Here is a 14,472-nt window from a genome sequence, read left to right as displayed (position 1 = left end):
TCGGCGCTTGGGTGAAAGGAGGAGGGGCGAAATCTCCCACGGATCTGTACTGCGTCAACAGTCAGAATCGGGCTTTGTCCCTTCTCCTCCCTTCAAGTCCTAGCATACAAGCGGGCTTGCTCGCGAAGGGGCCATTAAATTCAACATTAATGGCGACTGATCGACCGCATTCGCGAGCAAGCCCGCTCCCACAGGTTCCGCGTCTTACCTGACTGACATTGGGGCAAGCCCCCTCACCACAGGTCTTGTGGTCACCGCCACAGGTTTGGGTTCACTGCCACAGGTTTTGTGTTCACCGCATTTTTGCTGTGTGATTTTGAATAAAAAAGATATGGAGTAGTACCGATGAAAATGTTTGGCAGGACTCTGCTGACCCTGTCCTTATTGGGCGCGATGGCTACCGGCGCCCAGGCCAATGACAAGGTACTGCGCGTCTACAACTGGTCGGACTACATCGCGCCGGACACCGTCAAGAAGTTCGAAGACGAGACCGGTATCAGCGTGACCTACGATGTGTTCGACAGTAACGAAACCCTTGAAGCACGGCTGCTGGCCGGCAAATCCGGCTACGACATCGTCGTGCCGTCCAACAGTTTCCTGGCCAAGCAGATCAAGGCCGGGGTATATCAGGAACTGGACAAGTCGAAGCTGCCGAACTGGAAAAACCTCAACCCGGTCCTGTTGAAAAACGCTTCCGCCAGCGATCCGGATAACGGTCATGCCTTCCCGTACATGTGGGGCTCGATCGGCATTGGCTTCAACCCGGACAAGGTCAAGGAAGTGCTGGGTGCCAATGCGCCAACCAACTCCTGGGATTTGCTGTTCAAACCGCAAAATGCGGAAAAACTGAAGGCCTGCGGCATCAGCTTCCTTGATTCGCCGACCGAGATGCTCCCGGCCGCCCTGCACTACCTGGGCTACCCGGTCAATTCCCGGGACAAGGCGCAGATCGCCGAAGCCGAAGCACTGTTCATGAAGATTCGGCCATCGGTGGCGTACTTCCATTCGTCGAAGTACATCTCGGACCTGGCCAACGGCAACATCTGTGTGGCCGTCGGTTACTCAGGCGACGTGCTGCAAGCCAAGGCTCGCGCCCAGGAAGCCGGCGACAAGGTGAAGGTCGACTACAGCATTCCGAAGGAAGGTGCCGGCAGTTTCTATGACATGGTCGCCATTCCCCGGGACGCGGCGAACGTGGACAACGCCTACCTGTTCATGAACTTCCTGATGCGCCCGGACATCATTGCCGAGATCACCAACAACATCGGCTACAGCAATGCCAACGCGGCGGCGACGCCCTTGGTGGATGAGGCGATTCGGAATGATCCCGGGTCGTATCCTTCGCAGGCGGTGATGGCGACCTTGTATGCGATTCCGGATATGCCGATTGGCGTGCAGCGGGTGATGACCCGGGGGTGGACGCGGGTGAAGCTCGGTCAGTAATTCCCCTGGCATCTCTGTTGTATTTGACATTGCCATCGCGGGCAAGCCCGGCTCCCAGAGGGGCTGGGTCGTTCACAAATCCGTGTTCCACCATAGACCCCTGTGGGAGCGGGCTTGCCCGCGAAGGGGCCATCAAATTCAAGATTGATGGCGACTGGCACACCGCTTTCGCGGGCAAGTCGGATCGCCGCCCGCTCGCTCCTACAGGGGTGGGCCAGACATGAAAAATTTGTGTTTTCCAACGTTTTCCGTTCACGCAGCGCCTTACCACCGCTGCCCTCCTCTCTGACGAACGGCCTCACCTGGCTCCCTCGGTCAAGGTGAAGTTTGGCGCCCTCGGGCGCCTCTTTTTTGGCTACAACGCAACCAGTGGCCATTGCGCCAGCGCCCGATAACGCCCTTTATGGGATTCGAACAACGTGAAGTGTTCGGCGCGTAAAAAGAACTCGGGTGGCGTCACAGACTCAGGCACCGGCATTCGATAGTCGCGCATCAAGGTCAGGTGGGGGCGAAACTCCTTCGGCGCATCTTCCATCCGGAACGGCAACATCGCCTGCTCCAGCGCATACACCAGGCGCAACAACTCCGGCGGTGCCTGCTCAGGCGCCAGCACCAGCACCCCTGCCCTGCGCCAGACATCCAGACGATCCAGCATAACCCGCAAAGGCACGCCCGGTTTTCGGACTTTCGCGACGGCCGTACAGATTTCGGCGATCTGCGCCACACCGACCGCGCCCAGAAACAACAGCGTCAGGTGGAAATTTTCCGCCGGCACCGGGCGTCCGCTCCTGAGTTGAAGATCACTGCGCCATTGGGCAATCGCCTTGCGCTGGGCCGGCGCGCAGTCCAGGGCAAAAAACAGTCGTTTCAACGGCTCGTGGGATTCGTCGCTCATACGTGGCACCTCCTGACATCCAAGTTATAGTTCATGCAAACGCTTCAACTGGAGGGGGCCATGCGAGAAATCATCAGCAAAGAGCCATGGTGGGCCGTGCCGCCGAAACCCGGTCAGGATGAGTCCGAGCTGGAATGGGGCTGGCTGGTCCATTACAACGAAGGAGAGCCGCGCTTCGAGTTCGTCAAGGAGCGGCCGTCGGACAGCGAGATTCGTCAACGCAAGAGTTGCAGGATCACCCCGACACCGGAGTGATCCTGTCGTGGGTTTCAAGCCTTAACGAGCATGTCGAAACCGCCGAAGATCATGCGCTGGCCATCGAACGGCATCGGATTGACGTCGGGCTGGAGCCGCGGATCGGCCATGAGTTTTTCCATGCCCTTGTCCCGGGTGGCCTTGTCGGGCCAGACGATCCAGGAAAACACCACGGTTTCGTCGTCCTTGAGCTTCACCGCCATGGGAAACGACGTCACCTTGCCATCAGGCACATCGTCGCCCCAGCATTCGGCAAGGCTGAGCGCCCCGTTCTCGATGAAAACGGCGGCGGCGGACTCGGCGTGTTTCTTGAATTGCTCGCGGTTGGCGGTGGGTACGGCGATTACAAAGCCATCTACGTAGGACATGGCGGTTCTCCTTGGGTCATGGGGCGATCTGCTGGTTAGTCGATTGGGGCGCGGTCCAATCGACCGATCCGCTGCCCGAGCTGACCGACGGTATTTCGGCGCTCCCCGCCAGGTTGCCTTCGATCTGCGCCGCCATGTACAGCGTCCCCGCCATCACACCGGAGGTCGGATTCTGCACCAGCTTCGTCCAGGCCTTGTCGAAGGTGTTGCCCAGACTGCTGCGAATCAGCGCTTCGCTGTCGGGCCGGTCATTGGCCTGAATGATCGCCCGGATGCCCGCCACCCCCACGGAAATCAAGGCCCCGGCCAGTTTCCCCGCCGCCGCGGCCACGGCACTGGCCGCCCCGCGCGGGGCCATTTCGGCTTCGATCCGTTTGCTGGCACGCTTGGCCACCGGTGCCATGGCGGTGTCGGTATTTTCCACCCCCTTGTCGCCGCCCGCCTTGTGGATCTTGTCGATCAGCGCCGCATATGCCGGCAAGGTATTCAGCGGCTGGATATGCACCACCTGGTAAAGCGAGGCGTTCCGTGCCGGGGGCGGCCCCAGGGCGATGGCCGGGATCTTCTGGATACGGCCATTGAGCTGGGCCATCGGCACCCCGTGACGCTGGGAGATGCGCTGCAGTTCTTCCTGGAGTATGTCCACGTAGAACGCCATAGCCAGACTGAGAATCTGGTCGGGATCGATTTCCACCGCGACCGGCGCGAGCACTCGCTGCTGGTATTGCTCCAGCAGATAGGCGGCCAGGCGCTTGGCAGAGGCATCTTGCTCGCCCTGGGCGCTGAGGCTGTACCAACTGACCTTCATCGATATCCATTCCTGGGTCCAGTAACTGCTGAACCAGGGGATGAAGTTCTCTTCTGTCAATTGATAGACCCGGGTCCGCCAGTAATCCATGGCACCGCGCGAGTAGATTTTCGCCTGTTCGGTGGCCGATTGCGACGCCGCGACGATCTCCCGGTCCACCTGCTGCCAGGTGCTCTGGGAAATCACTACCGGCGGGGCTGTCACCGGGGCACGCGCAGGCGTGACGCACCCCGCCAACACCACCAGCACGGCGACGATCAGCGAACGCAGGTTCAAGATCGCGGTGTCCTACAGACGTCCCCTGAACAGAATATTCGGGGGTTGGAAGCCTTCTGATTTGAGTATAGGTGGCGGTGGTTGGCCATTCGTCTGGATGTTGGTGGTGAGGCTCAGGGCCTCTTCGCGGGCAAGCCCGCTCCCACAGGGTTCGGTGGTGGAACACCGTTTTGTGCACGACGCAGCCCCCTGTGGGAGCGGGCTTGCCCGCGAAGAGGCCCTCAGCAACACCGAAAAAACCGACCATCACTGACATCGATATCCACCATCGCCCCGAATGCCTTCCGCTCAACCACCGTCAGCGTAGGATCAATCTCAACCCCAACACCAAACCCCGCATCGGAGGGGCACATCATGATCATCCATCTCCTGACCTGCCTGGCCCTGACCGCCGTCACCCTGAGCATTTTTTCCTGGTACGTCCTGTCCGAGGAGCGCACGTCATGATCCACTCCATCACCCTGGCCGTGAGCTTTGCGGTCTTCGGCAACAACTACTACGCCCAGCAAGCCGTCTCGCGCAAAGAACGCTCGCTGGTGTTCGACCAGGACTTCGAAGCGTTGCTGATGCCGGCCGCCACCCACCACTTCAGCAACGAAGTGGTCGGGCTCAACGATCAGTTCCGCTTCTTGAACGACGTACTCGTCGAGCATCTGCTGGACGCCGGGCTGGCCCGGCATTCGTCCCGTTCATTCACTTTTTGAGAGCGGATGGGCGCTCAGGCGGAATCGTTTGGTGTTATGACTAACCCTACTCAACGGCGTTACGTGGATTTAACACTGATGAACATACGTACAGCCTATCAACTTGCTGCTGCCTACTGTGCACAGACCTCATGAACACAACTGCGTAACCACCGGTGGGCGGGATCGGCCTCCAGCCGCGGGTGCCACAGCATTGCCACGGTGAACGTCGGCACGGCAAAGGGCAAAGCAAAGCTGTGCATCCCTTCTCGAAGGCTGGCGGTGTGCCGCTCAGGAACACTGGCTATCATGTCGGTGGCCCGGGCCAGCGCCAGTGCGGTCGAGAAACCGGCGACTATGGTCGCTATCTGCCGCTGCAGGTCAAGCGGCTTCAGGGCGTCATCGATCGGCCCTCCTTCGAGCCCCCGCCGGGACACGCTGATGTGGCTGCCCGCCGCATACCGGGCGGGCGTGATCTCGCCCTGAGCCAGTGGATGCCCCCTGCGTACAACGCCAATCAAGCGGTCGCGAAACAACCCCTGTGTCCGCAGCTCGGGACTGGCAGACTTGCCCACTACGCCCGTCTCCAGATCGACCGTGCCGTCGCGCAATGAAGTGCTGTCCTTGTCGGGTTTGTGCATGAAGCGCAGCCGCACCCCGGGCGCTTGCCTGGTAATGCGCGCGATGAGCGCCGCGCCGAAATTCTCGACGAACCCTTCACTGCTGCGCAGGGTGAAGGTGCGGTCGAGTTGCGTGAGGTCCGGCTGCTCGGCCGGCCGCAGGACCGCTGCTGCGTCCTGCACCAGCTGACTGACCCGCTCGCGCAGCTCCAGCGCCCGAGGCGTCGGCACCAGGCCCCGTCCGGCCCTGACCAGCAGCGGATCGCCGGTGGTTTCGCGCAAGCGCGCCAGCGCCCGACTCATCGCCGACGGGCTCAGCCGCAAGCGTTTGGCGGCGCGCGCAACGCTGCCTTCGGCGAGCAGCACATCAAGGGTGACCAACAGATTGAGATCGGGAATGGACATCTGTCGCCCCTTAGCATGGTGAGATGGCGTTTGTTGCACGTACTCAATGCAAATGCTGCACCTTCCGCCATGTTAGGCCCGGGCGTACATTTGCGACAGCTCCACTTCGGGAGTGACTACATAAAAGAGGGGCAAGATGAAGCCAACCATTGCCATGGCAGACTCCACGCAACCCATTGCTTGCGTTCGGTGGGCATTGGCCAGCCTGGCGCTTTCAATGTTGCTGTCCTCGCTCGGCACCAGCATCGCCAATGTCGGCCTTCCGACCCTGGCCGCCGTATTCGACGCCTCGTTCCAGCAGGTGCAATGGGTCGTCCTCGCTTATCTGCTGGCGATCACCACCCTGATCGTCAGCGTCGGTCGGCTCGGCGACATCATCGGTCGTCGGCGCCTGCTGCTGAGCGGCATCGGCCTGTTCACCCTGGCCTCGGCCCTGTGCGCCCTGGCGCCGACGCTGTGGTTGCTGATTGGCGCCCGGGGGCTGCAGGGCCTCGGCGCGGCAATCATGATGGCGCTGACCATGGCCTTCGTCGGGGAGACGGTGACGAAGGACAAAACCGGCAGCGCCATGGGTTTGTTGGGAACGATGTCGGCGATTGGCACCGCGATGGGACCATCGCTCGGCGGCATACTGATCGCCGGTTTCGGCTGGCAGGCGCTCTTCCTGATCACTGTGCCGCTGGGTTTGCTGACGGGGTGGCTCGCCCATCGCTACTTGCCAGCTGATCGCCAGAAAGCCAGATCCGAGCACGCGCGCTTCGACTCGCTGGGCACCCTACTGCTGGCGCTGACGCTTGGGGCATACGCCCTGGCCCTGACGCTCGGACGCGGCAGCTTCGATCACCTCAACCTGGCTTTGCTGTTGGCGGCGGGTGTTGGCGTCGCCCTGTTCGTCTTCGTCCAGTCCCGAGTCAACTCACCCTTGATTCGGTTGGCGCTGTTGCGCGACCCGCTGCTGAGCGCCAGCCTCGCCATGAGCACACTCGTGGCGACGGTGATGATGGCGACGCTGGTGGTCGGGCCCTTCTATCTCACGCAGGCACTCGGGCTTGATGCTGTTGAGGTCGGGCTGGTGTTGTCGGCCGGGCCGTTTGTGGTGGCGCTGACGGGCGTGCCCGCAGGTCGCGTCGCCGACCGTTTTGGCGCCCAACGCATGACCCTCGCCGGGCTGATCGCCATGGTGGCCGGCTGCCTGGCGCTATCGGTGTTACCCCATACGCTCGGCATCGGCGGCTATCTCGCGCCCATGGTGGTCGTCATCCTCGGCTATGCGCTGTTCCAGACCGCCAACAACACCGTGGTCATGGCCGATGTGGCGCCGGAGCAGCGGGGCGTCATCTCCGGCCTGCTCAACCTGTCGCGCAATCTGGGGCTCATCACCGGGGCCGGCGCCTTGGGCGCGGTGTTTGCGCTGGCCTCGGCGACGGCCGGGATCAGCAGCGCGCACCCCGAGGCGGTTGCCAGCGGCATGCGGATCACCTTCGCTGTCGCGCTGAGTCTGATCGCCATTGCACTGGCCATCGCCTTGGGCAGCCGCGCCCTGGCGATGCGGCATGACCGCTCGTAACCCAAGGCAAGGGCTGTCCGGTGCTTCGCTATGCTTGTTGAAATTCGGAACAGGGGGCCGCGTGCGCCGAGGAGTTGGATGATGTCACTGACGCTTTACTACCACCCGCTGTCGTCGTATTGCCACAAGGTGCTGATTGCACTCTATGAACTGGGCATCGACTTCGAACGCCGAATCATCGATCTGGCGGACACTGCCGACCGGGCAGAGCTTCAAGCGCTGTGGCCGATCGGCAAGTTTCCGGTGATCCGCGATCACGCTCGACAGCGCAGCGTGCCGGAAGCCACGGTCATCATCGAATACCTGGATCGACTGTATCCAGGTCAACACCCGCTGCTGCCAGGCGATTGGGAGACCGCGCTGGAGGTGCGGCTGTGGGACCGCTTTTTCGACAACTACGTCCAGCACCCGATGCAACAGATTGTCAGCGATCGCCTGCTCGGCGCCAACGGTGATCTGACCAGAGAACGCGCCCTGCTGACGACGGCGTACGGCATGCTCGAGCGCCAGCTGGCGTCCCGAACCTGGGTCGCCAGCGCGGACTTTAGCCTGGCCGATTGCGCCGCGGCCCCGGCACTGTTTTATGCCAGCACGCTGCAGCCGTTTCCCGACAACTGCAGCCACTTGAACGCCTATTTCGACCGGCTGACTCAACGACCATCATTCCAGCGGGTCATCGACGAAGCCCGGCCGTACTTTGCGCTTTATCCGTTTGCCGAGGCCATTGCGCAGCGGTTCCGCCAGGGGCCGGATCCAGCCAGGTAAATGGCTGCCCGTTCATCGCTCGAGCACATCCTCTGCCCAGCTGATGGCCGCCACCACGGTAGGGAAACCGATGGTGCTCGTCAGTGCGATCAGTGCATGTCGGATCTGCTCTGGCGTGGCGCCCGCTTCCAGTGCCCGCCTGGCATGACTGTGCACAGCGCCCTCGGAGCGAATGGCTGCCGCGGCACCGAGCTGGATCAGCTGGACCACTTGATCGTCCAGTGGGCCGGCATGTCGCACCGCCGTGCCCAGCGCCTGCACGGCGGCCAGGTAATCCGGGTACTGCTTTTTCAGCTGTCGGTAGGTGTTGTGCTCTCTTTTCTTACCCATCTCTGTCTCCTCGCGAGCCTGTGCCCGGCCCTATTGGTCCGGCTTCGATTGGCGAAACTTGCGCATTCCAACAGTAAGCTAAGCTAAGAACAGCTCATTGCCCACGATGCTCGTGTCTGCAGGTTTTGGTTTTTTCTGGAGAGCGTCTGCAACAGCTATTTCAGAAAGGTCCAACCCCTCCACGCAGGACTGACGCGATGACCGAACCGCTCCTCAGTTTCGACCAACTCAAACGTGCCGCTGCTGCCGGCGAAATCGATACCGTGCTGGTGTGCATGGTCGATATGCAGGGCCGACTGGTCGGCAAGCGCTTCCAGGTCGAGTTTTTCATCGACAGCGGCCATGAAGAAACCCACTGCTGCAATTACCTGCTGGCCGATGACATCGACATGGAGCCGGTGCCGGGTTATGCCGCCGCCAGCTGGAGTAAAGGCTATGGCGACTTCGTGCTCAAGCCGGACATGGCCACGTTGCGCCGGGTGCCGTGGCTCGAGTGCACGGCCCTGGTGTTGTGCGACGTGCTCGATCATCACCATAGACAAGACTTGCCGCACAGCCCGCGGGCCATCCTGAAAAAGCAGGTCGAGCGCCTGCGCGAGCGCGGTTATACCGGCATGTTCGCCTCGGAACTGGAGTTCTATCTGTTCGACGAGAGCTACGAGGCCATCCACAACCGCAATTACCACCAGCCCAAGACCGCCGGCCATTACATCGAGGATTACAACATCCTGCAGACCACCCGCGAGGAACCGGTGCTGCGGGCGATTCGCAAACATCTGCAGGCCTCGGGCATTCCCGTGGAAAACTCCAAGGGTGAATGGGGGCCGGGCCAGGAAGAGATCAACATTCGTTACGCCGATGCCCTGACCATGGCCGACCACCACGTCATCATCAAGCACGCCTGCAAAGAGATCGCGCAGCTGCAGGGCAAGGCGATCACCTTCATGGCCAAGTGGCGTTATGACGCCGCCGGTTCCAGCAGCCACATCCATAATTCGCTGTGGGACAAAAATGGCAAGAAGTCGCTGTTCTTCGACGCCAAGGCAGAGTTCGGCATGTCGAAGCTGATGCGCGCCTGGGTCGCAGGGCAGCTCAAGTACGCCAACGACATCACCTGCTTCCTCGCGCCCTACATCAACTCCTACAAGCGTTTCCAGGCCGGCACTTTTGCCCCGACGCGGGCGGTCTGGAGCCGGGACAATCGCACCGCCGGCTTTCGTTTGTGTGCAGAAAGCAGCAAAGCCATCCGCATCGAATGTCGCATCGGCGGCGCCGACCTCAACCCGTACCTGGCGTTCGCCGCCTTGATTGCGGCGGGTCTGGCCGGTATCGACGAGAAGCTCGAGCTCGTGCCGCCTTTTGAAGGCGATGCCTACGTCGACGAGCACCTGCCTGAAGTGTCCAAGACTCTGCGCGAGGCCTGTGCCGCGCTCCAGGCGTCGAGCATGTTGCGCGAGGCGTTCGGCGATGAAGTGATCGACCACTACGTGCACACCGCCGAATGGGAGCAGAAGGAGTACGACCGGCGGATTACCGACTGGGAACTGCAGCGCGGTTTCGAGCGCTATTGAGCAGCTTTTATCGAGAAGATCATGACCTCAACGATTCAACTCATCTCGCCGGTCGATGGCCGGGTTTATGCCGAACGCCGCTGCGCCGATGCCGGGCAGATCGACCAGGCTTTGGCCGCTGCCGAAGCGGCCCAGGCGTTATGGAAACGCCGGCCCCTGAGCGAGCGCGCCGCCTTCTGCAGCGCCGCAGTGGACGCCATGTTGGCCATGAAGGCTGAAATCGTGCCGGAACTGGCCTGGCAGATGGGCCGCCCGGTGCGCTTTGGCGCAGGCGAACTGCGCGGGTTCGAAGACCGTGCCCGGCATATGATCGCCATTGCTCCGGAAGCGTTGGCAGCGCTCGAGCCCACGCCCATCGCGGGCTTTCGGCGTTTTATCAAACGCGAGCCGCTGGGTACGGTATTGGTCGTCGCCCCTTGGAATTACCCCTATCTGACGGCCGTGAATACGATCATTCCAGCGCTGATGGCCGGCAACAGCGTCATCCTCAAACACGCTTCACAAACGCTGCTGGTCGGCGAACGGTTTGCCGAGGCGTTCCGCCGCGCCCATCTGCCCGACGGACTGTTCCAGAACCTGCTGCTCAGTCATGTTTATACCGGGGCGATCATTGCCTCTGGACGCGTGCAGCAGGTGAACTTCACAGGTTCAGTGGAAGGTGGCAAGTGCATGGAACACGCTGCCATCGAAGAGTTCGTCGGGGTGGGCCTGGAGCTCGGTGGCAAGGACCCGGCCTATGTCCGGTCCGACGCCAACCTTGAGCACGCGGTGGAAAACCTGGTGGACGGCAGTTTCTTCAACTCCGGTCAGAGCTGCTGCGCGGTCGAGCGCATCTATGTCGATGAACAACTCTACCCGGCCTTTGTCGAGCGATTCGTTACCTTGACTCGCCAGTACGTGTTGGGCAATCCGCTGGACGAAGCCACCACGCTCGGCCCGATGGTGTCGTCTGGCGCCGCTGATTTCGTCCGCGGTCAGGTCGCCGAAGCCCTGGCACAGGGCGCCCGGGCGCTAATCGATCCGAGGGCCTTTCCCGCCTACGCGCCGGGCACTGCCTACCTCGCGCCGCAAGTACTGGTCGATGTCAGCCACCGGATGTCGGTGATGCGTGAGGAAAGCTTCGGGCCGGTGGTCGGCATCATGTCGGTGGCCAGCGACGATGAAGCCATCGCCTTGATGAACGACAGTGAGTTCGGGCTCAGCGCGTCCATCTGGACCCAACACCTCGCCGCCGCCGAACACCTGGGCAACCAGATCGACACCGGCACGGTGTTCATGAACCGCTGCGATTACCTCGACCCGGCCCTGGCCTGGACCGGGGTCAAGCACAGCGGGCGCGGTGCCACGCTGTCGCGCCTGGGCTATGAACATCTTACCCGCGCGAAATCCTTCCATTTTCGCCACGAGACTTGAGTCCTGAGGGTTGAGACATGAGAGCCGAGCCATGAGTCTGACCGCGAACTGGAACTACCCCACCAGCATCCGCTTCGGTGCCGGGCGCATCGCCGAACTGGCCGAGACCTGCCGCAGCCAGGGTATCGAACGACCGCTGCTGGTCACCGACAGTGGCCTGGCGCGCGCCCCGATCACCACCGCCGCGCTGGACGCCCTGCGCGCCGCCGGTCTTGGTGTGGCGCTGTTTTGCGACCTCAAGCCCAATCCGGTGGAGGCCAACCTGGCGGGCGGGCTCGACGCCTGGCGCGCCGGCCAGCACGATGGGGTGGTCGCCTTCGGCGGTGGCAGCGGCCTGGACATGGGCAAGCTCATCGCCTTCATGAGCGGCCAGACGCGACCGGTCTGGGATTTCGAAGACATCGGCGACTACTGGACCCGGGCCGACCAAGACCGCATCGCTCCAGTGATCGCAGTGCCGACGACGGCGGGTACCGGCTCGGAAGTGGGCCGTGCGGCGGTGATCATCGACGAGCGCACCCACACCAAACGCATCATCTTTCACCCGAAAATGATGCCGCGAGTGGTCATCAGCGACCCGGCCCTGAGCGTCGGCATGCCGGCCAAGGTCACCGCCGGCACCGGCATGGATGCGTTTTCGCACTGCCTGGAGGCGTATTGCGCCCCCGGTTTTCACCCCATGGCCGAGGGCATTGCCGTGGAAGGCATGCGCCTGGTGGCCAACGCCCTGGTGCGGGCCGTGCACATGCCCTCCGACCTCGAGGCGCGCGGGCAGATGCTCGCAGCTGCGGCGATGGGTGCCACCGCCTTCCAGAAAGGCCTGGGCGGGATGCATGCCCTCGCCCATCCGGTGGGCGCGCTGTACGACACCCATCACGGCATGACCAACGCCACCTTGATGCCCTATGTCCTGAAGTTCAATCGCCCGGCCATCGAAGAACGCATCACGCGCCTGGCGGCCTGGCTGCGCCTTCCCTCCCCGGGCTTCGACAGCTTCCTCGCCTTCGTCCTCAAGCTGCGCAAGGACATCGGCGTGCCACACACGTTGTTCGAGCTGGGCGTGGACGATCGACAAGCCGACCTGATCGCGGACATGGCGATCGTCGACCCCTCTGCCGGCGGCAATCCGCTGCCATTGACCCGGGCCGGTGCGGCAGAGATTTTCGACGCGGCGTATCACGGCCGTCTGTAGGAGCAAGCTTGCTCGCGATGGACGTTAACGATAACGCGTGCTTTCTGAATATACGCGTTGTCCTTGAGTCTTTCGCGAGCAAGCTCGCTCCTACAAAAAAACCATGGCTGCAGCCTACGGCGGCGAAGTTCGGCCTGTTCCAGAACCTGAAGGGGCACACCAAATGAACCCAGCAAGCCAGCCCGGCACCAGCGCGCCGCAAGACGATGACGTCAAGGTGCTGCACAGCATGGGCTATGCCCAGCAACTCTCGCGACGAATGGGGGTTTTCTCCAACTTTGCCATTTCCTTTTCGATCATCTGCATCCTCTCGGGGGGCATCAACTCGCTGGCCCAGGGCACCTCGGGCGCAGGCGGCGCGTCAATCGGCATCGGCTGGCCGATCGGTTGCCTGATTTCCGGGGTCTTTGCCATGGCCATGGCGCAGATTTCTTCGGCCTACCCCACCGCTGGCGGTCTGTATCACTGGGGTTCGATTCTCGGTAACCGCTTCACCGGCTGGCTGACGGCCTGGTTCAACCTGCTGGGGCTGGTGACGGTGCTCGGTGCGATCAACGTCGGTACTTATTACTTCTTTTTCGGGGCTTTCGGACCGACCCTGGGCATGGAAGACACCACCACGACCCGGGTTATTTTCCTGGCGATCCTGACCGGCATCCAGGCCCTGTGTAACCATTTCGGCATTGGCCTGACCGCAAAGCTTACCGACTTCTCGGGCTATCTGATCTTCGCGACGGCGATCGCGTTGACCATCGTGTGCCTGATCGCGGCCCCCAGCTATGAATTCGTCCGGCTGGTGACCTTTGGCAACTATTCCGGCGAGGCCGGCGGCAGCGTCTGGCCACAGGTCTCCAACGGCTGGATTTTCATGCTCGGCCTGCTCTTGCCGATCTACACCATCACCGGCTATGACGCCTCCGCGCACACCTCCGAGGAGACCCGCAATGCAGCGATGTCGGTGCCGGTCGGCATGGTCATGTCGGTGGTCTGGTCGCTGCTGTTTGGCTGGCTGATGCTCAGCTCGTTCGTCCTGATGCTGCCGAGCATGGACGAAGCGGCGACCAAGGGCTGGAATGTGTTCTTCTGGGCGATGGACACTCAAGTCAACCCGACCGTCAAGACGGCGCTGTACCTGGCGATTTTCATCTCGCAGTTTCTCTGCGGGCTGGCCACCGTGACCTCGGTCTCACGAATGATTTTCGCCTTCTCCCGTGACGGTGGCCTGCCGTTCTCGAAGGCCCTGGCCACGGTCTCGCCAACCTATCGCAGCCCGGTGGCAGCGATCTGGACCGGGGCTACGCTGGCGGTGTTGTTCGTCTGGGGCTCGTCGGTGATCTCGATCGGTGCAACGCCGGTCTATACCATAGTGGTCTCTTGCACGGTGATCTTCCTGTTCTTCTCCTTCGTCATCCCCATCATCCTTGGCCTGTTCACCTTCGGCACCTCGAAGTGGCCGACCATGGGGCCGTGGAACATGGGGCGCTTCTGGTACTCATTCTTCGCCATCCTCTCGATCCTCTCGATGGTGATCATTTTCATCATCGGCATCCAGCCACCGAACGATTGGGCGCTGTACATCACCATCGGGTTCCTGGTCCTGACGGCCATCATCTGGTTCGGTTTTGAAGCGCGACGCTTCCAGGGTCCGCCGGTGGGCGACATGATCGTCAAGCGCCAGGCGCAAATCGCCGCGGCGGAAGCGGCGTTGAACAAACAGGGCAAGGGCTGAGGTTCAAGGGCATGACCACATCCACTGTGGGAGATTCTATGGTTGAGGGGAAGCCTCAACCTGCTTTCGGTTGGTATTCGCTCTGCCCTTTCAGTAGGGCGAATACGATTCGAGCGAGTTTGCGAGCCAGTATCACCAGTGCTTGCGTGGTA

14 protein-coding genes are annotated in these 14,472 nt (G+C 62.0%); 9 read left to right on the top strand and 5 right to left on the bottom strand.

What is annotated here, in order from left to right:
• Window positions 1-345 precede the first annotated feature (345 nt).
• Window positions 346-1,443, top strand: a complete 1,098-nt coding sequence (locus F8N80_RS30745) for a polyamine ABC transporter substrate-binding protein (protein WP_150748971.1) — start codon at window positions 346-348, stop codon at window positions 1,441-1,443.
• A 355-nt stretch (window positions 1,444-1,798) separates the two neighbouring features.
• Here the strand turns inward: F8N80_RS30745 and thpR are convergent, their stop codons facing one another.
• Window positions 1,799-2,338 (bottom strand): RNA 2',3'-cyclic phosphodiesterase, encoded by a 540-nt coding sequence (thpR, locus tag F8N80_RS30735; protein ID WP_150785327.1) that lies wholly within the window; start codon window positions 2,336-2,338, stop codon window positions 1,799-1,801.
• A gap of 60 nt (window positions 2,339-2,398) precedes the next feature.
• Between thpR and F8N80_RS30730 the strand changes: the two genes are divergently transcribed.
• Complete coding sequence (locus F8N80_RS30730) at window positions 2,399-2,593, top strand: hypothetical protein (protein ID WP_150748973.1); 195 nt, start codon at window positions 2,399-2,401, stop codon at window positions 2,591-2,593.
• A gap of 14 nt (window positions 2,594-2,607) precedes the next feature.
• On the opposite strand, the gene F8N80_RS30725 is transcribed toward F8N80_RS30730, so the two are convergent.
• Entirely contained in the window at window positions 2,608-2,961 is a 354-nt protein-coding gene (locus tag F8N80_RS30725; RefSeq protein ID WP_064678178.1) for a DUF1428 domain-containing protein, read from the bottom strand.
• Window positions 2,962-2,977: 16 nt separating this feature from the next.
• Window positions 2,978-4,045: a hypothetical protein gene (locus F8N80_RS30720; protein ID WP_150785326.1), complete on the bottom strand. Its 1,068-nt coding sequence runs from the start codon at window positions 4,043-4,045 to the stop codon at window positions 2,978-2,980.
• A gap of 443 nt (window positions 4,046-4,488) precedes the next feature.
• Between F8N80_RS30720 and F8N80_RS30715 the strand changes: the two genes are divergently transcribed.
• Complete coding sequence (locus F8N80_RS30715) at window positions 4,489-4,749, top strand: hypothetical protein (protein WP_150748975.1); 261 nt, start codon at window positions 4,489-4,491, stop codon at window positions 4,747-4,749.
• Window positions 4,750-4,862: 113 nt separating this feature from the next.
• On the opposite strand, the gene F8N80_RS30710 is transcribed toward F8N80_RS30715, so the two are convergent.
• A complete protein-coding gene (locus tag F8N80_RS30710) occupies window positions 4,863-5,753 on the bottom strand; it encodes a LysR family transcriptional regulator (RefSeq protein ID WP_150785325.1) in 891 nt (296 codons plus the stop codon).
• 136 nt (window positions 5,754-5,889) lie between these two features.
• Between F8N80_RS30710 and F8N80_RS30705 the strand changes: the two genes are divergently transcribed.
• The gene (locus tag F8N80_RS30705) at window positions 5,890-7,320 is read left to right on the top strand and encodes an MFS transporter (protein ID WP_150785324.1); all 1,431 of its coding nucleotides are present in this window, start codon (window positions 5,890-5,892) and stop codon (window positions 7,318-7,320) included.
• 81 nt (window positions 7,321-7,401) lie between these two features.
• Window positions 7,402-8,085: a glutathione S-transferase family protein gene (locus tag F8N80_RS30700; protein WP_150785323.1), complete on the top strand. Its 684-nt coding sequence runs from the start codon at window positions 7,402-7,404 to the stop codon at window positions 8,083-8,085.
• A gap of 12 nt (window positions 8,086-8,097) precedes the next feature.
• Here F8N80_RS30700 and F8N80_RS30695 read toward each other — a convergent pair whose 3' ends face one another.
• Window positions 8,098-8,415: a carboxymuconolactone decarboxylase family protein gene (locus tag F8N80_RS30695; RefSeq protein WP_150749170.1), complete on the bottom strand. Its 318-nt coding sequence runs from the start codon at window positions 8,413-8,415 to the stop codon at window positions 8,098-8,100.
• Between the two features lie 197 nt (window positions 8,416-8,612).
• On the opposite strand from F8N80_RS30695, the gene F8N80_RS30690 reads away from it, so the two are divergent.
• From F8N80_RS30690 to F8N80_RS30675, 4 genes are all read left to right on the top strand, one after another.
• The gene (locus F8N80_RS30690) at window positions 8,613-9,986 is read left to right on the top strand and encodes a glutamine synthetase family protein (protein ID WP_150749171.1); all 1,374 of its coding nucleotides are present in this window, start codon (window positions 8,613-8,615) and stop codon (window positions 9,984-9,986) included.
• A gap of 21 nt (window positions 9,987-10,007) precedes the next feature.
• A complete protein-coding gene (locus F8N80_RS30685) occupies window positions 10,008-11,399 on the top strand; it encodes an aldehyde dehydrogenase family protein (protein WP_150749172.1) in 1,392 nt (463 codons plus the stop codon).
• 31 nt (window positions 11,400-11,430) lie between these two features.
• A complete protein-coding gene (locus tag F8N80_RS30680) occupies window positions 11,431-12,591 on the top strand; it encodes an iron-containing alcohol dehydrogenase (RefSeq protein WP_150785322.1) in 1,161 nt (386 codons plus the stop codon).
• A 163-nt stretch (window positions 12,592-12,754) separates the two neighbouring features.
• Window positions 12,755-14,320: an amino acid permease gene (locus F8N80_RS30675; RefSeq protein WP_150785321.1), complete on the top strand. Its 1,566-nt coding sequence runs from the start codon at window positions 12,755-12,757 to the stop codon at window positions 14,318-14,320.
• Window positions 14,321-14,472 lie beyond the last annotated feature (152 nt).

It is taken from the genome of Pseudomonas fluorescens (assembly GCF_902497995.1).
Classification (GTDB): Bacteria; Pseudomonadota; Gammaproteobacteria; order Pseudomonadales; family Pseudomonadaceae; genus Aquipseudomonas; species Aquipseudomonas fluorescens_BK.
Note: the sequence above shows the minus strand (reverse complement) of the source record. Positions and strands in the feature narration are given on the sequence as shown.